We start from the raw sequence: 24,160 nt of genomic DNA, 5'->3' as shown, positions 1-24,160 counted from the left end.
GTACGCTACCTCAATCGCAGGCGTAGCGGAACGCATCGTCCAGGTTCAGCGGCAGCACCAGCGTACGCAGATGCGCCGCCTTGGCCGAAGCGCACAGCGCGGCGCGCGTCGCCGCATCCTTGTACCTGGATGCGTACTCCACGTTGAAGACCGCCTTGCCCTGGGTGGAAAACGGCGCGTAGCTGGCGCACTCCTTGTACTGGAAGCACTGCTCGTTCACCGCGAAATCGAACGCCGTCGCCAACTGCGCGATCTGGTCCACATCGTTCTTCAAGCCCACGGCCAGCCCCCGCGCATGCGCCTCGTTCGCCAGGAACAGGTTGTAGTCGAGTTGCGTAGCCGCCGTCAGCGGCAAGCCTGGCGCGTTGGTATAGCCATCGACGTTGTCCGCATCCACGCCATCGCAGCCCTTGGACTTCGCCAGGTCCATCCGCCCCTGCATGATCCTGCGCACATTGGGCGAGCGCGTATCCAGCCAGCGCTCCCCTGGCCAGCCGGACAAGGCCTTGCCCATGTCCGCGGCTGCGAACTGCTTGAAATCCGCTCGCCAGTTCTCGGAACTGCCCGCGGAAAAATAGCAGACCACCCGCTTGCCCTGCCCCTTCAGCACATCGATGGTGGCTTGCGGCGTATCGAAGAGATCGATGTCATAAACCTGCGCCGCGTAGCTGGTGTTGATCGTGCCGGTCAACTGCAGCTGCCAGGTGTCGGTGGCGACAGGCATCCAGTGCGTGGGGGCCGGCGTTTGCGCCGCCGGCGACGAAGCCGCGGCGCTGACTTTGGCCGGCGATACGGTTTGGATGGTGGCGCCCGACTGCGCGGCGCCGCCATCCCCTCCGCAGGCCGTCAGAGCGGCGGGCAGGAGCAGCCAGGCCAGGCATGCGAGTCTTGAGATCAAGGGTGGTTCCATTTGATGGCTGACGGTTGCAAGGATTGAAGCAAGCGCTCTAAAAATGGACGTCGGCTTTGAAGAAGGCGATCTTGAGCGCTTGCCGTGGATCACGGTATGCGAGCTGCGTAACGAGGCCAAGACGGACCACATGACCACGGATTAATCTGATTTACGGCTTGCGATGGTACAGCGATACTTCCGACTCACCTTCCTTTCGGACTGCGAAAATAGAAACGCGCCTGCCGAAGCTGAGCGACTAAAGACGCTGTCTTGCAGCGTCTGGCGAGTAGACTGAAGCCTCAAGCGGCAAGCTTCATTTTCACCTTGCACCTCGGATAGTTGGTGCAGCCCCAGAACGGGCCGCGCGGCCCATTCCGCCTCACCAGCTTCACCCCACAAGCCGCGCAGGTGGGCGTCCTGTGGTCACCATCGAACGCCAGTTTGAGCAACCCTGCTTGCTGGGCCGGGTCCAGCTTCTGGATGCGCTCCAGAATCCCCGCCCCGTCCAGCAACTGAATACCCGCTTCGGCTGCATACTTCTTCGCCTCACCCGTGTAGCCACTGAGCGACCAGAACACGCCGCGTTTGATCTTGTGCTGATGCATGACGCCGCCGAGCGCGCGGACCGGTTCCACCTTCACTGCCGTTTGCCACGCCTTGCATTGCACAAGGGCCATCGGCTGGTCCATGCCCTGCTTGTACAACGTGGCGTCGATGCCGCCGTCCGCGCCATGCGGGACTGTCGTCACTGTGAAACCAAGTTGCTCGTAGTACGCAACGCATAGCAACTCGAAGCGCTTCCACTCCAGCACGCCCAAAGCTGCGAGCGACCATCCGTGGATTTGTGGCGGGGCGGAGGGCGCCAGCCCCGGAGTCGCCGCGATGCCGGCCGCTGGCGCTGGCGCTGGCGGAGCCAACGGTGCCTGCGATGCCGCATGGCTAGACCCGCCGCGCTCGCGGCTCGATGGGCGGCGGCTCGATTGGCGGGGGCTCGATGGGCGGGGGCTCGATGGGCGGGGGCTCGATGGGCGGGGGCTCGATGGGCGGGGGCTCGATGGGCGGGGGACCTCGGACCCGGCCTGCGCCGTGCTACGCGTCTTGATGTAGGACAGCAGACCAAGAAAGCAGAACATGACGGCAGGTATCCAGGCCATCTCGCGGCCGACCATGGCAATGCCGCGCAGGAAGGGATTCGCCGCCAGCATGGCCGGAATAATCGCATGCAGCCCGATATACGCACCGACCCCAAGCAGGACAGATACCCACCACGGCGACGCCAGCAAGATGTCAGAAATCCCCGGTTCTTTTCTTCTGCGACCCATGATTGCACCCGCCCGTTTTGTTGTTTGCAAGGCTTGATCTGCCGAATACTACACAAATTGTTAAAATTGTGATGTGGCTTGACGGGTACGCTTGACACTCGCAACGGAGCAATCAAGAATGGTCCATCACCGAAACAACGGTGATCGGGTTTAGCAGCCTGAATATGTCCAAGGTGTACAGCCGCGTCCCGCGCGGCCCTATTCCAAGGAGGCTGCATTGCCCAGTGTCTTCGCTCGTTCCGAGCAAATTAATCCACCTACCGCTCGATCAAATCCTCCCGGCGTCTATCGCTCGCGGCAACGCGCTTGCGCCGAGCCAGAGAGTACGACTGCCATTGTCCTAAGCAGTGCCACGGTGTCAGCTCCAGTCAAGACAGCCCATGGATAAGCACGCCGGATCATCGCGCCCGCTGGCAGGCTTGGAGCAACGCTACCTGATCGCCGAATTAGGTCCATTAATCCGCGCAGATGAACCGCAGGCGATGGATCGTGCAGCGGAGATCGTCGGTCAACTTGAAGCGTGTGGAGATCATGTCCGCAACACGGCAATGGAAAGCTGCGATGAACTGCTACGTGTCAGCGCTGGAATTGGCTTGATGCTAACGCTGCTCGATCAGTCCAGCACTGCATCCGCCGACGATGGTGGGCGGCACTGCATACTGACATTGCTTAAGCGCCAGCTCGATCGCGCGGTGGATGATCTTCAACGGCTGTTCTGAGCATCCCCCGCAACCTAACGCGACGTGATCCAGCCGCGTGAATGGAGCCGCCTTGAGGGCGGCTCTTTCTTGGTGCGGGTGGGAGACAAGCCCCAAGCGGGCCGATGCCCCCTATTGCGCCCCCAGAGTCTCCCGGATGCCAACGAACCCTGGCGGACGTTGGCAAACAAAAAACCCGCGTAGATGCTTGATCTCACGCGGGTTTCTGGACTTCCCTGTACTGCTTGGTATTTGAAACTGGTGCCGGCTGCAGGACTCGAACCCGCCACCTGATGATTACAAATCAACTGCTCTACCTGATGAGCTAAGCCGGCATATTTGGTGCAGACCGCGATTCTACTGCATGCGGCGCAAATTGACGATGGCTTCCTGCGCTTACTTCACTACCTTCAACGACGGCTTGCGGGCACCGATGCGTGAGACCGGCGGCGGCGTGGGTTCGTCGTCGTCGTGGTCCTGGCTGGCTGGCGCGGTGACCGGCGCTTCGCTTTCCACCGAGGCCAGCTTGGGCGGCGGATTGTTCTCGCGTTCCGTGGCGGCCTGGGTTTCGGGGACGCTGCGTTCCACCGGGAAGGCCATGCCCTGGCCGTTTTCGCGCGCGTAAATGGCGAGCACGTTTTCGATGGGCACGTCGATCTTGCGCGAGATGCCGCCAAAGCGGGCGCTGAAGCTGATCCACTCGTTGCCCATGTCCAGGCCGCTGGTGGCGTCGAAGCTGACGTTCAGCACGATTTCGTTGTTCTTGACGAACTCGCGCGGCACGCTGGTGTTGGCGTCGACGAAGACGGCGATGTACGGCGTGAAGCCGTTGTCCGTGCACCATTCGTAGATGGCGCGGATCAGGTAGGGCTTGGTGGAGGTTTCAGGCATTGTGCTTCCAGTGGCGCGTGGCGCGTTCCGGGCGGCCCGAGGCGATTGGCTTCGGGCCGGTGGGCCGGTTTAGCGGCGCATCACCTTTTCCGACGGGGTGAGCGCTTCGATGTAGGCCGGGCGGCTGAAAATGCGTTCGGCGTACTTGAGCAGCGGGGCGGCGTTCTTCGACAGTTCGATGCCGTAGTGGTCCAGGCGCCACAGCAGCGGGGCGATGGCGACGTCGAGCATCGAGAACTCTTCGCCAAGCATGTACTTGTTCTTGACGAAGATCGGCGCGAGCTGGGTCAGGCGGTCGCGGATGGCGGCACGGGCGCGCTCATGGTTCTTCTCGGCGGCCTTGCCCTTCTCGTTTTCGAGGGAGTAGACATGCGTGAAGAGTTCCTTTTCGAAGTTGAACAGGAACAGGCGGGCGCGGGCGCGCTGCACCGGATCGGCCGGCATCAGCTGCGGGTGCGGGAAGCGCTCGTCGATGTACTCGTTGATGATGTTCGACTCGTACAGGATGAGGTCGCGCTCGACCAGGATGGGCACCTGGCCGTAGGGGTTCATCACCGAAATGTCTTCCGGCTTGTTGAACAGGTCAACATCACGGATCTCGAAATCCATGCCCTTTTCGAACAGGACGAGGCGGCAACGTTGGGAGAACGGGCAGGTGGTGCCCGAATACAACACCATCATGGTTGGATTCCTTTGATGCTGGGTCGGTTGACTGGATCGGTATTCTGGCAGAACCGATATGGAGAAAGCAAATTAGAGATGTTTAGCGCACATATTGACGCTATTTTGGGGAGGGCGGGCGCTTCAAAGTGCACAAGTGCGGTGCCATGCGATGCCGCGGCACGTTGCCGGTAAAGCAAAAAGGGCTGGAGCGGAGTTGCTTTGACACAACATCCACTCCAGCCCTGCGCCCCTCAGGCCCCCGGCCCTCCGGGGCTTTACCGCGTGTTACTTGATGTCCTTCCAGTACGACGCGTTCAGGCGCCAGGCGAAGACGGTGAACACGCCGAGGAACATCAGCACCCACACGCCCAGGCGCTTGCGCTGGTTCTGGGCGGGCTCGGCCATCCAGTCCAGGAAGCCGACCAGGTCGGCAACCGACTGGTCGTACTCGAGCGTGCTCAGCTTGCCCGGGGTGATTTGCTCGAAGCCGGCGAACTTGTGGACCTTCTCGCCGTGCTCTTCCACCTCGGTGAACTTGGCGGCGCGCTGGCCTTGCAGCTCCCACAGCACGTGCGGCATGCCGACGCTCGGGAATACCAGGTTGTTCCAGCCCGTGGCGCGGTTGTCGTCACGGTAGAAGGTGCGCAGGTAGGTGTAGAGCCAGTCGTCGCCGCGGGCGCGGGAGATCACCGACAGGTCCGGCGGGGCGGCACCGAAGAAGGCCTTGGCTTCCTTCGGCTGCATGGCGATGGTCATCATATCGCCGACCTTGTCGCCGGAGAACAGCAGGTTTTCGCGGATCTGGTCGTCGGTCAGGCCGATGTCCTTGAGGCGGTTGTACCGCATCATGGACGCGCCGTGGCAGTTCAGGCAGTAATTGACGAACAGCTTGGCGCCGCGCTGCAGCGAGGAGAGATCGCTGGTCTGCACGGGTGCCGGCTCGAGGGGATAGCCCCCTTCGCTGGCCATGGCGGGCGCGGCGGCAAAGCAGGCGCCGGCCAGCGCGAGAATCGAAAGCAGCTTTTTCATCTTGTGTCCTTGTGCTCTTGTCGGGGTTCGTCCGGGCTCAGTGCGGGTGGAACGTGACACGTTCCGGCACGGGCTTGAACTGGCCGACACGGCTCCACAGCGGCATGGTCAGGAAGAAAGCGAAGTACAGCAGGGTCCCCAGCTGCGACACCTTCTCACCCACCGGCGACGGGGGCATGACGCCCAGGTAGCCGAGCACGACAAACACCACCACGAACACGGCGAGGATGGTCTTGTGGAAGGACGGACGGTAGCGGATCGACTTCACCGGCGAGTGGTCCAGCCACGGCAGGAAGAACAGGATCACGACCGAGCCGCCCATCACCAGCACGCCCCAGAACTTGGCGTCGATGAAGTAGAAGCCCACGGCCAGGATCACCGCGATGGCGAGCGCGCCGAGCTTGATGCGGGTGTCCTTGCTACGCAGGAACACCAGGCCGAGCAGCACCGCGAAGAACACCCACAGGATCGGCAGGAAGTTCGAGGTGGTGGCGCGCAGCATCGAGTAGAACGGCGTGAAGTACCAGACCGGCGCGATGTGCGGCGGGGTCTTGAGCGGGTCTGCCGGGAAGAAGTTGTTCGATTCCAGGAAGTAACCGCCCATCTCCGGGAAGAAGAAGATCACCGCGGAGAAGATCATCAGGAAGCCGCCCACGCCCATCAGGTCGTGCACCGAGTAGTACGGGTGGAAGGGGATGCCGTCCAGCGGGATGCCGTTCGCGTCCTTCTTGGCCTTGATCTCGACGCCGTCCGGGTTGTTGGAGCCCACTTCGTGCAGCGCGATGATGTGCGCGACCACCAGGCCCAGCAGCACCAGCGGCACGGCGATGACATGGAAGGAGAAGAAGCGGTTCAGGGTGGCATCGCTGACGACGTAGTCGCCACGAATGAACAGCGACAGGTCCTGGCCGATCACGGGGATGGCCGAGAACAGGTTCACGATCACCTGCGCGCCCCAGTACGACATCTGGCCCCAGGGCAGCAGGTAGCCCATGAAGGCTTCCGCCATCAGGCACAGGAAGATCAGGCAGCCGAAGATCCAGACCAGCTCACGCGGCTTGCGGTACGAACCGTACAGCAGGCCACGGAACATGTGCAGGTAGACCACCACGAAGAAGGCCGAGGCACCGGTGGAGTGCATGTAGCGCACCAGCCAGCCCCAGGGTACCTCGCGCATGATGTATTCCACGCTGGCATAGGCCACGGGAATGCCGGCGGCGTTGAGCGTGCCGTCCGGCTTGTAGTTCATCACCAGGAAGATGCCGGTGACGATCTGGATGACCAGGACCAGCAGGGCCAGCGAGCCGAAGAAGTACCAGAAGTTGAAGTTCTTCGGTGCGTAGTACTTGGAAAGATGGTCTTCCCAGAGCTGGGTTGCGGGGAAGCGTGCGTCGACCCAGCCAAGCAGGCCGGTCGTCTTGACTTGTTTTTCGGCCGCCATGGTCAAGCGTCTCCTTTTTCATCCTTGCCGATCACGATCTTGGTGTCGGACAGGAATTGGTAGGGGGGTACGTCGAGGTTTTGCGGGGCCGGCTTGTTCTTGAACACGCGGCCCGCCAGGTCGAAGGTCGAACCGTGGCAGGGGCAGAGGAAACCGGGGTCGGATCCAAGCTGCGGGTTGGAACCGGGGCCGAAGGGGCCGGAGGGGGAACAGCCAAGGTGGGAGCAGATGCCCACCACGACCAGCAGGTCTTTGTGCTCGGAGCGCGAACGGGTTTCGTTCTTGCAGTACTCGGGCGTCTTCATGGTGAAGGGGACGTCCGAATTGGGGTCGGCGACTTCCGCATCGGTCTTCTTGAGCGACGCGAGCATCTCCTCGGTGCGCTTCAGAATCCAGACTGGTTTGCCACGCCATTCGACGGTCATCATTTCGCCCGCTTTCAGGGCGCTGATGTCGGCTTCGACCGGTGCTCCCGCGGCCTTTGCCTTCTCTGACGGCGCAAACGTACTGACGAACGGAACCGCTACCGCCACGCCTCCGATGCCGCCAGCGACTGACGTCGCAATCAACCAATTGCGGCGACCCTTATCCACGTTCTTCACGTTTTGCTGGTCACTCATTCCAAACCCCAGGGGATGTCAAATTAGATTTTGCGTCAACCGTAAATTGTACCTTAGTCACATGTGCCATTGAAAGGCGCACAGTTACTCACCTTTGTACGATAATCGGCCAGTTTGGTTGAGATATGGCCTCCACGCTTGCGTTACGGGCAGTGATCCGGCAGGCTTTTGTCTTGACGACCGTTCAACACAAGCAACAGTGGGAGAAAAGCATGGGCATGATGTCGGAGTTCAAGACCTTCGCGATGCGCGGCAATGTGATCGATCTGGCCGTCGGCGTGATTATCGGCGCGGCGTTCGGCAAGATTGTCGATTCGGTGGTGAATGACCTGATCATGCCAGTGGTGGGGCGGGTTATTGGCAAGCTCGATTTTTCCAGCATGTTTATTTTGTTGGCGGATCCGCCCGAGAACGTGCCACGAACGCTCGACGCATTGAAGAAAGCGGGCGTGCCGGTATTCGCCTACGGTAATTTCCTGACCATTTTGGTCAACTTCCTCATCCTGGCTTTTATTATTTTCATGATGGTTCGCGCCATCAATAAGGTGCGCGCCGAAGAGCCGAAGCCCGAGGCGCCGGCCGCCACGCCGGAAGACGTGGTGCTGCTGCGCGAAATCCGCGACAGCCTGAAGACGCGCCAGCCTTCTTAAGCCGCTCCAGCCTTGAACAGCCGGCCCGCGCGCGCCGGCGTCCTGCCCTTGCCCCTGGCCGGCGCCGGCCAGGGGCAGAGGCAGAGGCTTCAGACCGGGTTGGGGATATCGATGAAGGTGTGGCGCAGGCTGAACTGCTGCGCGAGATGCTCGCCCAGGGACTGGATGCCGAAGCGCTCGGTGGCGTGATGCCCGGCAGCCAGGTAGGCAACGCCGCTCTCGCGCGCCAGGTGGGTGGTCGGCTCGGATATCTCGCCGCTCAGGTAGGCATCCACGCCGGCGGCTATCGCCGCATCGAAATACCCCTGGGCGCCGCCGGTGCACCAGCCCACGGTACGGATCAGTTGCTCGGGATCGCCGATCGCGAGCGGTTCGCGCGCGAGCACGCCACCCACGTGCGCGGCCAGCGCGGCCAGCGGCATCGGCTGCGGCAAGGTGCCGGTCCAGCCTAGCTGGTCGGCGCCGAAGCGGCCGGTGGGTGTGAAGCCGAGATGCAGGCCAAGCTGGGCGTTGTTGCCGAACTCCGGGTGGTCGTCGAGCGGCAGGTGGTAGGCCAGCAGATTCACGTCGGCGCCCAACAGGCGCTTCAAGCGGGCATGTTTCTGCCCGACCACGCGGGCATCTTCGTTTTTCCAGAAGTAGCCGTGATGCACCAGGATGGCATCGGCGCCGGCTTCGATGGCGGCTTCGACCAGGGCCAGGCTCGCGGTCACGCCGGTGACGATGTGCTCCACCTCGGGACGCCCTTGCACTTGCCAGCCGTTCGGGCAATAGTCTTTGTAGCGAGGCACTTGAAGCAGGTCGTTCAAGTACAATTCAAGCTCTTTTGTTTTCATTTCCTGCCCAAACTCCAATATGTTGCGCCGCTTTTGGCTGTTCTTTGCTCAGGCTGTCACCGTTGTGCTGGCGGTGTGGTTCGTCGTGGCCACGCTCAAGCCGGATTGGCTGCAGCGCGGCCGGGTGGCGGTGCAATCCGGTTCGCCCATCGTCGCGCTGAAGGAAGTCGTCCCCAACGTAGCCGGCACTTCCGCGCCGGGCTCGTACAGCGAAGCGGCCCAGCAGGCGATGCCGGCAGTGGTGAATATCTTCACCAGCAAGAACGGCAGCAACAAGAACTCGCCCAACCCGCAGTCGGAAGATCCCTGGTTCCGCTTCTTCTTCGGCGACCGCCTGCCGGAGCGCCAGGAGCCAGTATCGAGCCTGGGCTCGGGCGTCATTGTCAGCGCGGAAGGTTACATTCTAACCAACCACCACGTGGTGGATGGCGCCGATGAGATCGAGGTGGCGCTGACCGATGGCCGCAAGGCCAACGCCAAGGTGGTGGGCTCGGACCCCGAAACCGACCTGGCCGTGCTGAAGATCACGCTCAAGGACCTGCCCGCCATCACGCTGGGCCGCATCGAGAACGTCAAGGTGGGCGACGTGGTGCTGGCCATCGGCAACCCCTTCGGCGTCGGCCAGACCGTCACCATGGGCATCGTCTCGGCACTGGGCCGCAGCCACCTGGGCATCAATACCTTCGAGAACTTCATCCAGACCGACGCGGCGATCAACCCCGGCAATTCGGGCGGCGCGCTGGTCGATGTGCAGGGTAACCTGCTCGGCGTCAACACCGCCATCTATTCGCGCTCGGGCGGCTCGCTGGGCATCGGTTTCGCCATTCCCGTTTCCACCGCCAAGCAGGTGATGGAGTCGATCATCTCCACCGGCTCGGTAACGCGCGGCTGGATCGGCGTGGAGCCGCAGGACATGACGCCGGAGATCGCGGAGTCCTTCGGGCTCGAAGCCAAGGAAGGCGCGCTGATCGCGGCCGTGGTCCAGGGCGGACCGGCCGACAAGGCGGGTGTGAAGCCGGGCGACGTGCTGGTGTCGGTGGGTGGCCAGGCCATCAGCGATACCACCGCGCTGCTCAACGCCATCGCCCAATTGAAGCCGGGCGCGGAAGCGAAGATGAAGGTCGTGCGCCGCGGCAAGCCGACCGAGCTGACGGTGATGATCGGCAAGCGGCCACCGCCGCCGCGCCGCGCACTGCCGCTGGATGAGGAAGAGTGACGATCAAACCGTAAGCCCGGCGCCAGCCGGTGTATTGGGCAAGTACCTGGCCCCGCCCTTTGTGGCGGGGTCTTCTTTTTTGCGCGGCGGGTGTTGCTCAGGCCTTCGGAGCGTACCTGATACTGCGCAAAAACGGGCTGCGTGAGCAAAGGCGCACCCAGCGCGAAAGGCTGCAGGAAGTGGCTGGCGATGGCTGGCCGCCAGCCGCCCCGGGCAGCCTTGGCTCGCCCTGGCCCGGCAGCGCACCTTTTTCCGTCCTGCCGCCGCAAAGGGATCAGCGCCCGCTGCCCCTCCACATGGCGCAAGGTGGCATTCATTCACGGCCAGGGCACCCGCGATCCTATCTGCGAGCGTTACTGAGGGCGCGGGGATCATTGGAAGGCACCGCCTGCAGTTCCGCAGCCCGGCAAACGACAAAACGCCGGCACCCTTGCGGGTGCCGGCGTTTCGCGCCTAAGCCAATCTAAAGCGAGCTTACGCCCGCATTAAATTAGAACTTGTGACGGATACCAACGGTTGCGCCGAATTGGTTGGCGCCTTGCTGCACGTTGGTGGTCGACGAGGTGTTGAAACCGTCAACGCCCAGTGCCGAACCGTTCTTGTTCTTCACGTACGACAGCGAGGTGTACAGGTCGGTGCGCTTCGACAGAGCGTAGTCAGCCGTAGCGACGAATTGCCACGGATCTGCGCTGGTTTGACGGAAGTCTTGATAGTACACAGCGCCGGTCAGCGAGAACGCCGGGGTCAGCTGATAGCCCAGGCCAGCCCAGTACAGGTTCGAGCCGGTGTTGGTCAGAGCGGTCGCACCGTTGTTGATGGTTGCGCCCGGCAGGCTAGCACCGTTGGCAGCCTTGGCATAACGGTAACCAGCGTACACCTTGGCCGGGCCGAAGGCGTAGGTACCAGCAACGCTGGCGCGGCGGATCAGAGCCGCGTTTGCAGCGCCAACACCAACGCTGTTGGTCTGGTCATAGAAAGCACCAACCGAGAACGGGCCTGCTGCGTAGCTTGCGCTCACGCTGTATTCGCGGCCGCTGCGGAACTGACCAGCAACTTCTTGACCGTTGTTGGTGAAGCTGTACAGACCAGCGACGGTCAGGCCACCGAACGTGCCAACGTACTTGGCGGCGTTGTCGGCGCGCGAAGCGTATTCAGCAGCGGTCGAGGTGATCGAGTAGCGGGTCGAAATCGCCATCGGATCATAGATCAGACCGAAGTCATACATCAGGGTCTGCTGACGGCCCAGGGTCAGGGTGCCGTACTGGTTCTGCAGGCCAACGTAGGCACCGCGATTGAACAGACGGTTGCTGTCAGCTTGACCGCCGGTGTCGGTGTTGAAGCCGCTTTCCAGGACGAAAATGCCCTTCAGGCCACCGCCCAGATCTTCAACGCCGCGCAGGCCCCAACGCGAACCCGACTGGTTGCCCGAAGTCATGCGGTACAGCTTGTCGCCGGTAGCGTTAGCCTTGTTGTTGAACGACAGACCAGCGTCAACCACGCCGTACAGGGTCACGCTCGATTGGGCATACGCACCACCAGCGGCCAGGGCAGCTACAGCGGCTGCAAACAGTTTCATCTTCATATCGACACTTTCCTTGTCAACTGATTGGGAAATCTTGGCTTGCCCAAGTGCTTGGGCGACGCATTTACCTCACGTCTGAAGCGTATTATGGGTCAGCCCCCCCGGCCGCCAGAAGGCTTTTTCGTCGTAAACCTTGGTTACGGACGGATATTGTTGTGATGTCGCAACAGCATGGGCTGCATTTTTCACCATTTTGGTGCAAAAGTTGCGCCATCAAGCTTTGTTTTGGGAAGCCGTTGTACGTTCAGTCGGGCTGGGCTTCGCTGGCGGTTTCGTCCTCCACGACCGGCCTCGAGACGAAACGGGCCATGATCAGGCCCAGCTCATAGAGTGCTACCAGAGGCACAGCAAGCAGCAACTGCGACAGCACATCGGGGGGCGTGACCACGGCGGCAATGACGAAGGCCCCGACAATCACGTAGGGACGAATCTGCTTGAGCTTGTCGAGTTCGACCACGCCAAAGCGCACCAGCACGATCACCACCACCGGCACCTCGAAGGTGATGCCGAAGGCCAGGAACATGGTCATGGCGAAGCCGAGGTATTTGTCGATGTCGGTCGACATCTCGGCCCCCAGCGGCGCGTTGTAGTGCGCCATGAAATGGAAGACCGTGGGGAACACAAGGAAATAGGCGAAGGCCACGCCGCAGATAAACAGGATGTAGCTGCTGCTCACCAGCGGCACGATCAGCCGCTTCTCGTGCTGGTACAGGCCGGGTGCGACGAATTGCCAGATCTGGTAGAGCACCCAGGGCAATGCAATCAGGAAGGCCACCAGCAGCGTCACCTTCATCGGCACGAAGAAGGAGCCGGTGACGTCGGTGACGATCATCCGCCCCCCCTTGGGCAGCGATTCCATCAACGGCCGGGCGAACAGGTTGAAGATGTTCGGCGCCCAGTAGATCAGGCTGAGGAACACCAGGATCACGCCCGACGCCGCCTTGACGATACGCGAGCGCAGCTCCACCAGGTGGGAGATGAAGGTTTCCTGCTGACCTTCGTCCTGCGGGTCTTGGGGATCTTGGGAACGTGAGTCGCTCATGGCGTGGACCGCTCAGCCGGGCTGGCTGGCATCGAAAAATCGGTGGCGGAATCGGTGGCGGCACGACGGCGCGGCGCGCTGGCCGGAACGAAAGACAGCGGCGGCCGGCCGGCTACCGGCGTGTGGACAAGCTCCGTCATGCTCAATCGAAGAAAGAGCGTGCGGGGCCCGTGGCGGGACGGTGGCGCTTGACGCGCGCGGCGCCGGACTGCGCCCACACGCGCACATTGTGCTGGCGCTTGTACCACACGGGCCGCGCACCCTGCTTGACGCGCCAGCTCTTGCGGCCATTGTGGGCCTTGTGCGCCATATCCCAGGAAGGCACATAGCCGCTATCCTGGCCTGGCCCGCCCTGCGCGCTGGAATCGGTACCGGTCAGCGCATCGTTCAGGGCCTGGCTATGTTCGTGCACTTCCTTGTGGATGGTGCGCTCGACATCGCGCGCGGCGTCCTCGAACTCCGTGCGCATCTTGCGCAGTTCGTCGAGTTCGACTTCACGGCTGACCTCCGCCTTCACATCGTTGATGTAGCGCTGCGCGCGGCCTACCAGCGCGCCAACAGTGCGCGCCACCTTCGGCAGCCGTTCGGGACCGATCACCACCAGCGCCACCGCGCCGATCAGTGCAAGCTTGGAAATGCCGAGATCGATCATGCGAGGTTCGGAAGTAAGGAGCCGCCGCTGGGGGCGGCAAGGCTGCCGCAACGGCTGCCGACGTCCGCGCGCGCTATCGCGCACGGGCGAGCCTGCCGCGGCGGGCATGGCCGGCAAGGCATTGCAGCCGGGAAAGGGAACATCGGGCGTGCCGACAAGCGTTCTGCCGCGCTTACTGCTGGCGCGACTTTTCCTTGGCTTCCACGTCGATGGTGCCGGCGTCGCGCAGTTCCTTGGCGGGAGCCGCCGGAGCATCCGTGGACTCGCCGTTGGCATCCTTCATGCCATCCTTGAAGCCCTTGACCGCGCCGCCCAGGTCCTGGCCGATGTTGCGCAGCTTCTTGGTGCCAAAGACCATCATGACGATCACCAGCACGATGAGCCAGTGCCAAATGCTAAACGAACCCATTTTCTGCTCCTGATGAAGCCAGCGGCGGCGCCTCGCCACCCCCGGCTCGTTGTTCCGTCACTGAAGGCCATGCCGGGCGACGGTTGCCGGCACGGCATCTGACCGAAGGCCACGCGGCCTGCGGTCCTGCATGGTTTGGCTGCCCGCCAGGCCTTATACGCGACGTCGGGGCTTTCAGACTCAGACGCCCGCACCCTGGACCAGCAAGGACCAGGCGCAGACCCTCAGGGCAGCGGCACCTTCCACCGGTCGCGCGGTCCGCCGAGCACGTGCAGATGGAGGTGGTACACCTCCTGTCCGCCATCCGGGCCGGTATTGATTACCGTCCGGAAACCGTTGCCACAGCCTGCCGCGCGCGCCAACTCCGGCACCTTCAACATCATTTTAGCAAGCACCGCGCCATCGCCGGGTCCGCAATCGGCCAGCGAATCCACATGCGACTTGGGAATTAGCAGGAAGTGTACCGGGGCTTTCGGGTGGATATCGTGGAAAGCCAGCATTTCGTCGTCTTCATACACCTTGCGCGACGGAAGCTGGCCGGCCACGATCCGGCAGAAGAGGCAATTTTGCTGTGAATTCATGAAAATTTCATTGCGCGTCGCAAATTGGGTCGCAATTTTCGTCGCGGACGGCAGGCCCCGGGGCCGACCGCCTGCATTTCAGGGCCGTTCGGGCCGCCAGCGCCAGCCCGCGGCCGGCCGCTGCCCAGCCCTTCCCGCCTTCAGGAACGCTGATCCTGGTACATCGGCTTGCCATCGTTCAGGTAGAGCCACCCTTTGACAATACGATACAGCATCCATACGGACAATACGCCCCACACGGCGAAGGCCAGGGGTATCAGGATCATCGTGGCAAACAGCGCGCCGCCCAGAACGGCCCACGCCACCGACCACCAGAAGGAGCGGATCTGCCAGGTGAAATGCGAGGCGTAGAGCGTGCCCTGCGCGTCGTCGCGCTTGACGTATCCGACCACGATGGCAACCAGCGCGGTGATGCCGCCAGTCAGCCAAAATATGGCGTATAGCGCATAAAGGATGTGCATCAGCTTGCGCAGGCTGCCGAGCCGGTCGTGGTCGGTCGTGATCACCTCTGCCATCGGTCTGTGCTCCTCGTGGCTGATTGTCGCTGTGCCGCCGGGCCGGGGCATGCCAGGGCTTCAGGTGCCGTCGGTCTTGCGCTGGGCCTTTTCTTCGAGACCGGACAGGCCTTCGCGGCGAGCCAGTTCGTTGACCACGTCGGCCGGCTGCAGGCCAAAGCGGGCCAGCAGCACCATGCTGTGAAACCAGAGATCGGCCACTTCGTACACCACCTTGCCGACCGCCTCCTGGCCCAGGCCGGCGGCACGCGCGTCCTTGGCGGCCATCACGGTCTCGGTGGCTTCCTCGCCGATCTTCTTCAGGATAGCGTCATCGCCCTTGTGGAACAGGCGCGCCACGTAGGATTTGTCGGGATCGCCGCCGTTTTCCGGCTTGCGCGATTCCAGCACGGCGGCCAGGCGGGCCAGCACATCCGCGCTGCTCGGCTGTTGTTCGCTCATGGCTTGGCCGCGTAGATGGTGGATGGATCCTTGAGCACCGGCTCGACGGTCTGCCAGTCGCCGCTGTCGGCGTCGCCGTCAAACTTCTGGAAGAAGCAGGAATGGCGCCCGGTATGGCAGGCGATGCCGTCGTTCTGGGTGACCTTGAGCAGGACCACGTCTTCATCGCAGTCAAGGCGGATCTCGTGGATCTTCTGCACGTGGCCGGATTCCTCGCCCTTGTGCCACAAGCGCTTGCGCGAGCGCGACCAGAACACCGCCTCGCCGAGCTCGACCGTCCGCTGCAGCGCCTCGCGGTTCATGAACGCAAACATCAGGACGTCGTTCGAGCCGACTTCCTGGACGATCACCGGCACCAGGCCGTTGTCGTCCCACTTCACCCTGTTAAGCCACTTTTTTGCCATGTCGGTTCGCCGTGTTCAGATCCGCACCGGGATGCCCTCGCGGGCCATGAATGCTTTTGCTTCGCCAACGGTATGCTGGCCGTAATGGAAGATGCTGGCAGCCAGCACAGCGTCGGCATGCCCGAGCTTGATGCCATCGGCCAGGTCCTGCAGGCCGCCCACACCGCCCGAGGCGATCACCGGCACCGACACCGCATCGCTGACAGCGCGCGTGAGTTCCAGGTCGAAACCGCTCTTGGTGCCGTCGCGGTCCATGCTGGTGAGCAGCAGCTCGCCGGCGCCGCGCGCGGCCATCTCGCGCGCCCATGCCACGGCGTCCAGGCCGGTGGCCTTGCGTCCGCCGTGGGTGAAGACTTCCCAGCGCGCCGGTTCGCCGGGCGCCGAGCTGCGCTTGGCGTCGATCGCCACGACGATGCACTGCGAGCCGTAGCGCGCCGTGGCGTCGGAGACCAGTTGCGGGTTGGCGATGGCCGAGGAATTGACGCTGATCTTGTCCGCACCGGCATTGAGCAGGCGCCGCACGTCTTCCACGGCGCGCACGCCGCCACCCACCGTCAGTGGAATGAAGACCTGGGACGCAACCGCCTCGATAATGTGCAGGATCAGGTCACGGCCATCGCTGGTCGCGGTGATGTCCAGGAAAGTGATTTCATCGGCGCCCTGCTCGTCATAGCGGCGGGCGATCTCGACCGGGTCGCCCGCGTCGCGCAATTCGACGAAGTTGACACCCTTGACCACCCGCCCGTTGGTCACGTCGAGGCAGGGGATGATACGTTTGGCTAGCATGAGATTCCTTGCCTGCCACCGGCGCCTGCCCGTGCGGGAACCGGTGGCTGCAATTGTCGCGCGCAAAGGCGCGTTGTCTTACTGCTCGGCGCCGAGCTTGTCGGCAAGCGCCTGGGCTTCGGCGAAATTGAGGTCGCCCGAATAGATCGCGCGGCCACAGATGACGCCTTCCACTCCATCCTTTTGCACGCTGCACAGGCGTTCGATATCCGTCAGGTTGTGCAGCCCGCCGCTGGCGATCACCGGGATCGCGGCGGATTGCGCCAGCTTCACGGTGGCATCGATATTGATGCCCTGCAACATGCCGTCGCGGCCGATATCGGTGTAGATGATGGCTTCCACGCCGTAGTCCTCGTACTTGCGTGCGAGGTCGGCGACTTCGTGGCCGGTCAGCTTGCTCCAGCCATCGGTGGCGACCTTGCCTTCGCGGGCGTCGAGGCCGACGATGATATGGCCGCCGAACGCCGAGCAGGCGTCCTTCAGGAAGCCGGGGTTCTTGACCGCGGCCGTGCCGATGATGACGTAGGACAAGCCGCCGTCGAGCCAGCGCTCGATGGTGTTCAGGTCACGGATGCCGCCGCCGAGCTGGACCGGAATTTCATCGCCCACCTCGGCGATGATGGCCTTGATGGCGGCTTCGTTGCGGGGCTTGCCCACGAACGCCCCATTCAGGTCGACCAGGTGCAGGCGGCGTGCGCCCTGCTCCACCCAGTGACGTGCCATGGCGGCGGGATCTTCGGAAAAGACGGTGGCCTGGTCCATGTCGCCTTGCTTGAGGCGTACACATTGACCGTCCTTCAGGTCGATGGCCGGAATGAGCAACATAAGTGTGAAGAGCGTGTATGAGTGAAAGAGAAAGTTGAGCCTAGGCCAGCATGGCCGGTCGGCCCGGTCCCAATAAAGCCGCTATCGAGGTTCAGGGATTCCAGTGCACGAAGTTCCGGTACAGCTGCAAGCCCATGGCGGCGCTCTTTTCGGGGTGGAACTGCGTGGCAAAAATATTATCGCGTGCCACCGCGCTCGTAAATAAGACACCGTAGTCGGTTTCGCCGGCGATATGCGCCGGATCCTGCGCATGGACGAAGTAGCTATGCACGAAGTAAAACCAGCTTTGGTCAGGGATGCCAGCCCACAGCGGATGGGCACGAACCTGGTTGACGCGGTTCCAGCCCATCTGCGGCACCTTGTAGCGCGAACCGTCCGGCTGGGTCATGCCATCCAGTTCAAAGCGGATCACCTCGCCAGGCATCAGCCCCAGGCACGGGGTGTCGCCGCCTTCCGTCCTGCTTTCCTTGCTGAGGTTGAACAGCATCTGTTCGCCAACGCACACACCCAACAGGGGCTTACTGGCGGCGGCCTCGATCACGGCCTGCTGCAGGCCCGACGCGCCCAGCGCGGCCATGCAATCGGGCATCGCGCCCTGGCCGGGCAGCACCACGCGGTCCGCCGCGCGGATCGCCTCGGGCCGGTCCACCACCTGCACGTCCGCTTCCGGTGCCGCGGCACGCAGAGCCTGCGCCACCGAGCGCAGGTTGCCCATGCCGTAATCCACAATTGCTATGGTAGTCATGATTTCAAAACAGGCAACAATGTCTTCAGCCCGTCCACAATGAATTCTACGGCTAACGCCGACAGGATCAGTCCCATCAGGCGCGTGCCTATATTGATGCCGGTGCGCCCGATCACGCGTGCGATCGGGTCGGCGGCACGGAACACTATATACACCACCGCACCCAGCGCCACGCCAATTGCGACCAGGATCAGCAATTGATACCAGTGCTGGGTCTTGCCTGCATAGACGATCACCGTGCTGATCGAGCCCGGCCCGGTCAGCAGGGGCAGCGCCAGCGGCACCACCGCGATGCTGGCCTTGGCCTCCGCCTCGTCTTCTTCTTCCGGCGTGGCCTTGGTGCGCCCGGTCTGGGCGTTCAGCATGTTCATGGCCATCATGATCATGATCAGGCCCCCGCCCACCTGCAGCGAGGCCACCGAGATATTGAAGAACTCGATGATCTGCTGGCCCAGCAAGGCGGAGATGGCCACCACCGTCGCCACCGAGATCGACGCGATCTTGATGGTGTGCAGCTTTTCTTCCTCGGTCTGCTGGGTGGTCAGGCTGATGAAGAACGGGATGGCCCCGATCGGGTTGATCAGTGCCAGCAGCGAGATGAACGACTTAAGCGTATCCATCGGGTTCGGCGTAGCCGGTTGGTCTCGCGCAAATGTCGCGTTGGTACCGCATTGATCGGAGGTTCTCGCCGGCGCAGCAAAACGCGCCGGCACGCGAGGCTAGTGGCGCGCCGGCAGCATTCAGCCTACCAGGGTGCCCTTGGTCGACGGAATCGTGTTGCCCGCGCGCGGATCCATCTCCACCGCCATGCGCAGCGCGCGGCCGAAGGCCTTGAACACGGTTTCGCACTGATGGTGGGCGTTGATGCCGCGCAGGTTGTCGATATGCAGCGTCACCGCGGCATGATTGACAAAGCCGCGGAAGAATTCAATGGTCAGGTCGACATCGAAGCTGCCCACCCGCGCGCGGGTGAACGGCACGTGGAACTCCAGCCCGGGGCGGCCCGAGAAATCGATCACCACGCGCGACAGGCATTCGTCCAGCGGCACATAGCTGTGGCCGTAGCGGGTGATGCCTTTCTTGTCGCCAATCGCCTTGGCGACTGCCTGGCCAAGCGCGATGCCGACGTCTTCCACCGTATGGTGGTCATCGATATGGGTGTCGCCGCTGGCTTCGACCTCGAGGTCGAACATGCCATGGCGGGCGATCTGGTCCAGCATGTGGTCGAGGAACGGCACGCCGGACGCCAGTTTCTGGCGGCCGGTGCCATCGAGATTCAGCGAAACGCGGATTTGCGTTTCCGTTGTATTGCGGGTGACCTCTGCAACACGCATGGTGTTAATCCTGCAACGCGGCCTGGAAGGCAGCGAGAAATTGCGCGTTCTCTTCGGGAGTGCTGACCGTGACGCGCAGACAGTTGGCCAGCAATGGGTGCATTTTACCCACGTTCTTGATCAATACCTTGCGCGCGAGCACGCCTTCGAACAGACGGGCGGAATCTGCCACGCGCACCAGCAGGAAATTGGCCGCGCTGGGGTACACCGTCACGCCCGGCAGAGCGGCCAGGGCGCTGGCCACGGTGGCGCGCTCGCCACGCAGCTGCGCGGCCTGCTGGTCGAGCACGTCGACATGCTCCAGCACGAACAGCGCGGTGGCCTCGGTCAGCACATTGACGTTGTACGGCGGGCGTACCTTGTCGAGCTGCGACAGCCATTCCGGCGCGCCGGCCAGGTAGCCCAGCCGGATGCCGGCCAGGCCCAGCTTGGAAACGGTGCGCATCACCAGCAGGTTGCCGAACTCGGCCAGGCGCGGCATCCAGGTGTCCTGGGCGAACGGCTGGTAGGCCTCGTCGACCACCACCAGGCTCTGGCAGACCTCGCCCTGGGCGGCGCGCACGATGGCCTCCATATCGGCCGCGTCGAACAGGTTGCCGGTGGGATTGTTCGGGTAGGCCAGGTAGACGACGGCGGGCTGGTGCTCGGCCATGGCCGCCAGCATGGCGGCGCGGTCCAGCGTGAAATCCGCCTTGAGCGGTACGCCGACGAACTCCAGCCCGGCGAACTGGGCCGACATGGCATACATGACGAAGCCCGGCACCGGCGCCAGCACCTTGGCGCCCGGCTTGGCCACGGCCAGCGCCAGCATGCTGATGATCTCGTCCGAGCCGTTGCCCAGCAGCACATCCATGCCCGCCGGCACCTCCATCACCGTCTTCAGGCGCGCGCGCAGCGCTTCGCTGCTGGGCACCGGATAGCGGTTGAGCGCCACCTCGGCCAACCGCGCGGCCAACTGGTCGCGCAGCGCATCGGGCAGGCGGTAGGGGTTTTCCATGGCGTCCAGCTTCACCAGACCGTGCGAATCCGGCACATGGTAGGCGCCCATGGCGCGTACGTCGTCACGGATGATGCGTTCGATCAGGGAAGGCTGCACTGCTGACATTGGAATACCTCTTTGGTCGGTGGTTGTCGGTGCTGATTGCTGCTACCCGGCCGGGCGCCGGAAAAACCCGGAACCCGGCCGCTGTGCCTCAGTTACGCCTGAGGCGGTACTCGGCGCTGCGGGCGTGAGCCTGCAAACCCTCGCCATAGGCCAGTTCGGCTGCGATCTGGCCTAGCATCTGCGCGCCCTGCTCGCTCACCTCGATCAGGCTGGAGCGCTTCTGGAAGTCATACACGCCCAGCGGCGACGAGAAGCGCGCGGTGCGCGAGGTGGGCAGCACGTGGTTGGGCCCGGCGCAGTAGTCGCCCAGCGACTCGCTGGTATAGCGGCCCAGGAAGATGGCGCCGGCGTGGCGGATCTTCTCGGCCCAGTGGCGCGGGTTCTCGGCGGATATCTCGAGGTGCTCCGGTGCGATCGCGTTGGCGATCTCGCAGGCCTCGTCCATGTCGCGCACGCGGATCAGCGCGCCGCGACCGGACAGCGAGGCACGGATGACATCGCGGCGCGGCATGGAATCGAGCTGGCGCTGGATGCTTTCTTCCACCTGGGCCAGGTAGTTGGAGTCCGGGCACAGCAGGATGGATTGCGCGAGTTCGTCATGCTCGGCCTGCGAGAACAGGTCCATCGCCACCCAGTCGGGATCGGTGGTGCCGTCGCAGATCACCAGGATCTCGGACGGGCCGGCGATCATGTCGATGCCGACGGTGCCGAACACGCGGCGCTTGGCGGCCGCCACGTAGGCATTGCCCGGCCCGACGATCTTGTCGACCTGCGGCAGCGTGGCCGTGCCGTAGGCCAGCGCGCCAACCGCCTGCGCGCCGCCGATGGTAAACACGCGGTCCACGCCGGCGATCTGCGCGGCGGCCAGCACCAGCTCGTTGCGCACGCCGCCGGGCGTGGGCACGACCATGATGACTTCCTTGACGCCCGCCACGCGTGCGGGGATCGCGTTCATCAGCACGGACGACGGATAGGCCGCCTTGCCGCCCGGCACATAGATGCCGACACGGTCCAGCGGGGTCACTTTCTGACCCAGCACGGTGCCGTCGGACTCGGTGTATTCCCAGCTATGGCTGCCGCACTCGATCTTCTGCTTCTCGTGGTAGGCGCGCACGCGCGCCGCCGCGGCTTCCAGCGCCGCGCGGCGCTTGGGTTCGAGTTCGTCGAGCGCAGTTTCGAGTTCGGCCTGCGACAGTTCCAGCGCGCCCATGGAGGCGGCTTCGACGCGGTCGAAACGCTGGGTGTATTCCAGTACCGCGGCATCGCCGCGCGCCTTCACGTCGGCCAGGATCTGCGCCGCGGCGCGATCGATCGCCTCGTCTTCGCCGGCTTCGAAGGCCAGCACCTGGCGCAACTCGGCGGCAAAGCCGGGCTCGGTCGAATCAAGGCGGCGGATTGCCAGGTTTTGCATAGAATTTTCGTTCATGACTCCATTCCCCAGGCCCTCTCTCGCGCGGCATCAGGCCAGCGCGGCGGAGGCCCGTTCAAACGCGTCGAGAATCGGGGCTAGCCGCTCACGCTTGAGTTTGAGAGCTGCCTGGTTGACTACCAGGCGCGACGAGATCTGCACGATCTCTTCCACTTCGACCAGGTTGTTGGCACGCAGCGTCCCACCGGTGCTGACCAGGTCGACGATGGCGTCGGCCAGTCCCACCAGCGGCCCGAGTTCCATCGAGCCATACAGCTTGATCAGGTCCACGTGCACGCCCTTCTTGGCGAAATGCTCGCGCGCGGTCTGCACATACTTGGTGGCCACCGCCAGCCGCGCGCCCTGGCGCACCGCGCTGGCATAGTCGAAGCCGGCCGAGGTCGCCACCGACATGCGACACTTGGCGATATTCAGGTCGATCGGTGCGTACAGCCCGGCCATGCCGTGCTCCATCAGCACGTCCTTGCCGGCCACGCCAAAATCGGCCGCGCCGTATTGCACGTAGGTCGGCACGTCCGAGGCGCGCACGATGATGACGCGCACGTCCGGATCGGAGGTGGGCAGGATCAGCTTGCGCGAGGTTTCCGGATCCTCGGTGACCTGGATTCCGGCCGCTTCCAGCAGCGGCATGGTTTCGGTGAAGATCCGGCCTTTGGAAAGGGCCAGCGTCAGCTGGGTAGGGGAGGGGCTCATCTGCGTCCTTTGTTCGTGTCGTGCGCGCTCAGGCGATGCGGCGGATCTTGGCGCCCACTGCCGACAGCTTGTCTTCCATCCGGTCGTAGCCGCGGTCGAGGTGATAGATGCGGTCGATCACGGTCTCGCCCTCGGCTACCAGGCCGGCGATCACCAGGCTGGCGGAGGCACGCAGGTCGGTAGCCATGACCTTGGCGCCGGACAAGCGGGGCACGCCGGTGACCACCGCGGTATTGCCTTCCACTGCAATGTCGGCGCCCAGGCGGTTGAGTTCCTGCACGTGCATGAAGCGATTTTCGAAGATGGTTTCGGTAATGCGGGCCACGCCGCCGGCGACACTGTTCAGCGCCATGAACTGCGCCTGCATGTCGGTCGGGAATGCCGGGTATTCCGAGGTACGGAAGCTCACCGAGTGCGGGCGCTGGTCCAGCTTCAGGCGGATCCAGTCATCGCCGGTCTCGATGGTGGCGCCCGCTTCGCGCAGCTTGTCGAGCACGGTGTCCAGGATCGACGGCTGCACGCCGCGCAGCACGATGTCGCCCAGCGTCGCGGCTGCCGCGCACAGGAAGGTACCGGCTTCGATACGGTCGGCGATCACGGTATGGCTGGCGCCGTGCAACCGCTCCACGCCATGGATCACCAGCCGGTCGGTGCCGATGCCCTCGATGCGGGCACCCATCTTGACCAGCAGGTTGGCCAGGTCGGTGACCTCGGGCTCGCGCGCGGCGTTTTCCAGCACGGTTTCGCCATCGGCCAGGGTGGCGGCCATCAGCAGGTTCTCGGTACCGGTCACGGTGATCATATCGGTCACCACGCGCGCGCCCTTCAGGCGCTTGGCGCGGGCATGGATAAAGCCGTGCTCGATGCTGATCTCGGCGCCCATGGCCTGCAGGCCCTTGATGTGCTGGTCGACCGGGCGCGCGCCGATGGCGCAGCCGCCGGGCAGCGACACGCGTGCCTCGCCGAAGCGCGCTACCAGCGGACCCAGCACCAGGATCGAGGCGCGCATGGTCTTGACCAGTTCATACGGGGCCTCGGGCGAGTTCACGTCGGTGCCGTTCAGCGTGACGCGCGCGCCGTCCTGCTCGGCCGTCATGCCCATCTGGCGCAACAGCTTGAGCGTGGTGCGCACATCCTGCAGGTTGGGCACGTTGTCGAGCGACACGGTATCGGCAGCAAGCAAGCCGGCGCACAGGATCGGCAGCGCGGCGTTCTTGGCGCCCGAAACGCGGATCTCGCCTCGCAGCGGGCCATTGCCCTGGATCTCGAGTTTGTCCATGTTCTTTCAATTCCGGCCGGCCGCCTGGCGGCGTCCGGCATGATTCGTTACGGTCCGCGACCGTGCGTCAAGGCGCATTG

28 protein-coding genes and 1 tRNA gene are annotated in these 24,160 nt (G+C 63.6%); 3 read left to right on the top strand and 26 right to left on the bottom strand.

The window, feature by feature from the left end; translation table 11 throughout:
• Nucleotides 1-10: 10 nt before the first annotated feature.
• Both AC3FOF_RS15840 and AC3FOF_RS15835 read right to left on the bottom strand, forming a co-directional pair.
• Nucleotides 11-898 carry an endo alpha-1,4 polygalactosaminidase gene (locus AC3FOF_RS15840; RefSeq protein WP_488727086.1) on the bottom strand — a complete coding sequence of 296 codons (888 nt, stop codon included), beginning with the start codon at nucleotides 896-898 and terminating at the stop codon, nucleotides 11-13.
• A 293-nt stretch (nucleotides 899-1,191) separates the two neighbouring features.
• Nucleotides 1,192-2,244, bottom strand: a complete 1,053-nt coding sequence (locus AC3FOF_RS15835) for a restriction endonuclease (RefSeq protein WP_488727085.1) — start codon at nucleotides 2,242-2,244, stop codon at nucleotides 1,192-1,194.
• 350 nt (nucleotides 2,245-2,594) lie between these two features.
• Here AC3FOF_RS15835 and AC3FOF_RS15830 point away from each other — a divergent pair, with 350 nt between their 5' ends.
• Nucleotides 2,595-2,933, top strand: a complete 339-nt coding sequence (locus AC3FOF_RS15830; RefSeq protein ID WP_488727084.1) for a DUF1484 family protein — start codon at nucleotides 2,595-2,597, stop codon at nucleotides 2,931-2,933.
• Nucleotides 2,934-3,171: 238 nt separating this feature from the next.
• On the opposite strand, the gene AC3FOF_RS15825 is transcribed toward AC3FOF_RS15830, so the two are convergent.
• From AC3FOF_RS15825 to petA, 6 genes are all read right to left on the bottom strand, one after another.
• Nucleotides 3,172-3,247 (bottom strand) — tRNA-Thr (locus AC3FOF_RS15825).
• Nucleotides 3,248-3,308: 61 nt separating this feature from the next.
• Entirely contained in the window at nucleotides 3,309-3,803 is a 495-nt protein-coding gene (locus AC3FOF_RS15820) for a ClpXP protease specificity-enhancing factor (RefSeq protein WP_017228834.1), read from the bottom strand.
• A 69-nt stretch (nucleotides 3,804-3,872) separates the two neighbouring features.
• A complete protein-coding gene (locus AC3FOF_RS15815; RefSeq protein WP_017228833.1) occupies nucleotides 3,873-4,484 on the bottom strand; it encodes a glutathione S-transferase N-terminal domain-containing protein in 612 nt (203 codons plus the stop codon).
• Between the two features lie 267 nt (nucleotides 4,485-4,751).
• On the bottom strand, nucleotides 4,752-5,495 hold the full coding sequence (locus tag AC3FOF_RS15810) for a cytochrome c1 (protein ID WP_017228832.1): 744 nt from the start codon (nucleotides 5,493-5,495) through the stop codon (nucleotides 4,752-4,754).
• Nucleotides 5,496-5,532: 37 nt separating this feature from the next.
• Complete coding sequence (locus tag AC3FOF_RS15805) at nucleotides 5,533-6,936, bottom strand: cytochrome b (protein ID WP_017228831.1); 1,404 nt, start codon at nucleotides 6,934-6,936, stop codon at nucleotides 5,533-5,535.
• A 2-nt stretch (nucleotides 6,937-6,938) separates the two neighbouring features.
• On the bottom strand, nucleotides 6,939-7,556 hold the full coding sequence (gene petA / locus AC3FOF_RS15800) for a ubiquinol-cytochrome c reductase iron-sulfur subunit (RefSeq protein WP_017228830.1): 618 nt from the start codon (nucleotides 7,554-7,556) through the stop codon (nucleotides 6,939-6,941).
• A 212-nt stretch (nucleotides 7,557-7,768) separates the two neighbouring features.
• Here petA and mscL point away from each other — a divergent pair, with 212 nt between their 5' ends.
• A complete protein-coding gene (gene mscL, locus AC3FOF_RS15795; RefSeq protein ID WP_017228829.1) occupies nucleotides 7,769-8,206 on the top strand; it encodes a large conductance mechanosensitive channel protein MscL in 438 nt (145 codons plus the stop codon).
• An 89-nt stretch (nucleotides 8,207-8,295) separates the two neighbouring features.
• On the opposite strand, the gene AC3FOF_RS15790 is transcribed toward mscL, so the two are convergent.
• A complete protein-coding gene (locus tag AC3FOF_RS15790; protein ID WP_035814329.1) occupies nucleotides 8,296-9,042 on the bottom strand; it encodes a Nif3-like dinuclear metal center hexameric protein in 747 nt (248 codons plus the stop codon).
• A gap of 19 nt (nucleotides 9,043-9,061) precedes the next feature.
• Between AC3FOF_RS15790 and AC3FOF_RS15785 the strand changes: the two genes are divergently transcribed.
• Nucleotides 9,062-10,258: a Do family serine endopeptidase gene (locus tag AC3FOF_RS15785; RefSeq protein ID WP_017228827.1), complete on the top strand. Its 1,197-nt coding sequence runs from the start codon at nucleotides 9,062-9,064 to the stop codon at nucleotides 10,256-10,258.
• A 490-nt stretch (nucleotides 10,259-10,748) separates the two neighbouring features.
• Here AC3FOF_RS15785 and AC3FOF_RS15780 read toward each other — a convergent pair whose 3' ends face one another.
• The 17 genes from AC3FOF_RS15780 to murA all read right to left on the bottom strand — a co-directional run bounded on the left by AC3FOF_RS15780 (nucleotide 10,749) and on the right by murA (nucleotide 24,080).
• Nucleotides 10,749-11,840, bottom strand: a complete 1,092-nt coding sequence (locus AC3FOF_RS15780) for a porin (protein WP_017228826.1) — start codon at nucleotides 11,838-11,840, stop codon at nucleotides 10,749-10,751.
• A gap of 244 nt (nucleotides 11,841-12,084) precedes the next feature.
• On the bottom strand, nucleotides 12,085-12,882 hold the full coding sequence (gene tatC, locus AC3FOF_RS15775; protein WP_017228825.1) for a twin-arginine translocase subunit TatC: 798 nt from the start codon (nucleotides 12,880-12,882) through the stop codon (nucleotides 12,085-12,087).
• 142 nt (nucleotides 12,883-13,024) lie between these two features.
• Nucleotides 13,025-13,534 (bottom strand): Sec-independent protein translocase protein TatB, encoded by a 510-nt coding sequence (gene tatB / locus AC3FOF_RS15770; RefSeq protein WP_017228824.1) that lies wholly within the window; start codon nucleotides 13,532-13,534, stop codon nucleotides 13,025-13,027.
• Between the two features lie 172 nt (nucleotides 13,535-13,706).
• Nucleotides 13,707-13,943 (bottom strand): Sec-independent protein translocase subunit TatA, encoded by a 237-nt coding sequence (gene tatA / locus AC3FOF_RS15765; RefSeq protein WP_017228823.1) that lies wholly within the window; start codon nucleotides 13,941-13,943, stop codon nucleotides 13,707-13,709.
• Between the two features lie 224 nt (nucleotides 13,944-14,167).
• Nucleotides 14,168-14,524, bottom strand: a complete 357-nt coding sequence (locus tag AC3FOF_RS15760) for a histidine triad nucleotide-binding protein (protein ID WP_017228822.1) — start codon at nucleotides 14,522-14,524, stop codon at nucleotides 14,168-14,170.
• A 140-nt stretch (nucleotides 14,525-14,664) separates the two neighbouring features.
• Nucleotides 14,665-15,039: a DUF4870 family protein gene (locus AC3FOF_RS15755; RefSeq protein ID WP_017228821.1), complete on the bottom strand. Its 375-nt coding sequence runs from the start codon at nucleotides 15,037-15,039 to the stop codon at nucleotides 14,665-14,667.
• A 60-nt stretch (nucleotides 15,040-15,099) separates the two neighbouring features.
• A complete protein-coding gene (locus tag AC3FOF_RS15750) occupies nucleotides 15,100-15,480 on the bottom strand; it encodes a phosphoribosyl-ATP diphosphatase (RefSeq protein WP_017228820.1) in 381 nt (126 codons plus the stop codon).
• A complete protein-coding gene (hisI, locus tag AC3FOF_RS15745) occupies nucleotides 15,477-15,884 on the bottom strand; it encodes a phosphoribosyl-AMP cyclohydrolase (RefSeq protein WP_017228819.1) in 408 nt (135 codons plus the stop codon). The genes AC3FOF_RS15750 and hisI overlap by 4 nt, the downstream gene beginning before the upstream one ends.
• Nucleotides 15,885-15,899: 15 nt before the next feature.
• Nucleotides 15,900-16,670: an imidazole glycerol phosphate synthase subunit HisF gene (gene hisF / locus AC3FOF_RS15740; protein ID WP_276264972.1), complete on the bottom strand. Its 771-nt coding sequence runs from the start codon at nucleotides 16,668-16,670 to the stop codon at nucleotides 15,900-15,902.
• A gap of 78 nt (nucleotides 16,671-16,748) precedes the next feature.
• Nucleotides 16,749-17,495, bottom strand: a complete 747-nt coding sequence (gene hisA, locus AC3FOF_RS15735) for a 1-(5-phosphoribosyl)-5-[(5-phosphoribosylamino)methylideneamino]imidazole-4-carboxamide isomerase (protein WP_017228817.1) — start codon at nucleotides 17,493-17,495, stop codon at nucleotides 16,749-16,751.
• A gap of 91 nt (nucleotides 17,496-17,586) precedes the next feature.
• Nucleotides 17,587-18,240, bottom strand: a complete 654-nt coding sequence (gene hisH, locus AC3FOF_RS15730; RefSeq protein WP_035814311.1) for an imidazole glycerol phosphate synthase subunit HisH — start codon at nucleotides 18,238-18,240, stop codon at nucleotides 17,587-17,589.
• Nucleotides 18,237-18,860 carry a YchE family NAAT transporter gene (locus AC3FOF_RS15725; RefSeq protein WP_017228815.1) on the bottom strand — a complete coding sequence of 208 codons (624 nt, stop codon included), beginning with the start codon at nucleotides 18,858-18,860 and terminating at the stop codon, nucleotides 18,237-18,239. The genes hisH and AC3FOF_RS15725 overlap by 4 nt, the downstream gene beginning before the upstream one ends.
• Before the next feature lie 120 nt (nucleotides 18,861-18,980).
• Nucleotides 18,981-19,574, bottom strand: a complete 594-nt coding sequence (hisB, locus tag AC3FOF_RS15720) for an imidazoleglycerol-phosphate dehydratase HisB (RefSeq protein ID WP_017228814.1) — start codon at nucleotides 19,572-19,574, stop codon at nucleotides 18,981-18,983.
• A gap of 4 nt (nucleotides 19,575-19,578) precedes the next feature.
• Nucleotides 19,579-20,679: a histidinol-phosphate transaminase gene (hisC, locus tag AC3FOF_RS15715; RefSeq protein WP_488727083.1), complete on the bottom strand. Its 1,101-nt coding sequence runs from the start codon at nucleotides 20,677-20,679 to the stop codon at nucleotides 19,579-19,581.
• Between the two features lie 88 nt (nucleotides 20,680-20,767).
• Entirely contained in the window at nucleotides 20,768-22,105 is a 1,338-nt protein-coding gene (gene hisD / locus AC3FOF_RS15710; RefSeq protein WP_017228812.1) for a histidinol dehydrogenase, read from the bottom strand.
• 33 nt (nucleotides 22,106-22,138) lie between these two features.
• Nucleotides 22,139-22,801 (bottom strand): ATP phosphoribosyltransferase, encoded by a 663-nt coding sequence (hisG, locus tag AC3FOF_RS15705; protein ID WP_017228811.1) that lies wholly within the window; start codon nucleotides 22,799-22,801, stop codon nucleotides 22,139-22,141.
• A gap of 28 nt (nucleotides 22,802-22,829) precedes the next feature.
• Nucleotides 22,830-24,080 (bottom strand): UDP-N-acetylglucosamine 1-carboxyvinyltransferase, encoded by a 1,251-nt coding sequence (gene murA / locus AC3FOF_RS15700; protein ID WP_017228810.1) that lies wholly within the window; start codon nucleotides 24,078-24,080, stop codon nucleotides 22,830-22,832.
• Nucleotides 24,081-24,160: the final 80 nt, after the last annotated feature.

It is taken from the genome of Cupriavidus sp. 96C5-1, from assembly GCF_057798855.1.
The sequence above is the reverse complement of the archived record's forward strand: the minus strand, read 5'-3'. Positions and strand labels throughout refer to the sequence as shown.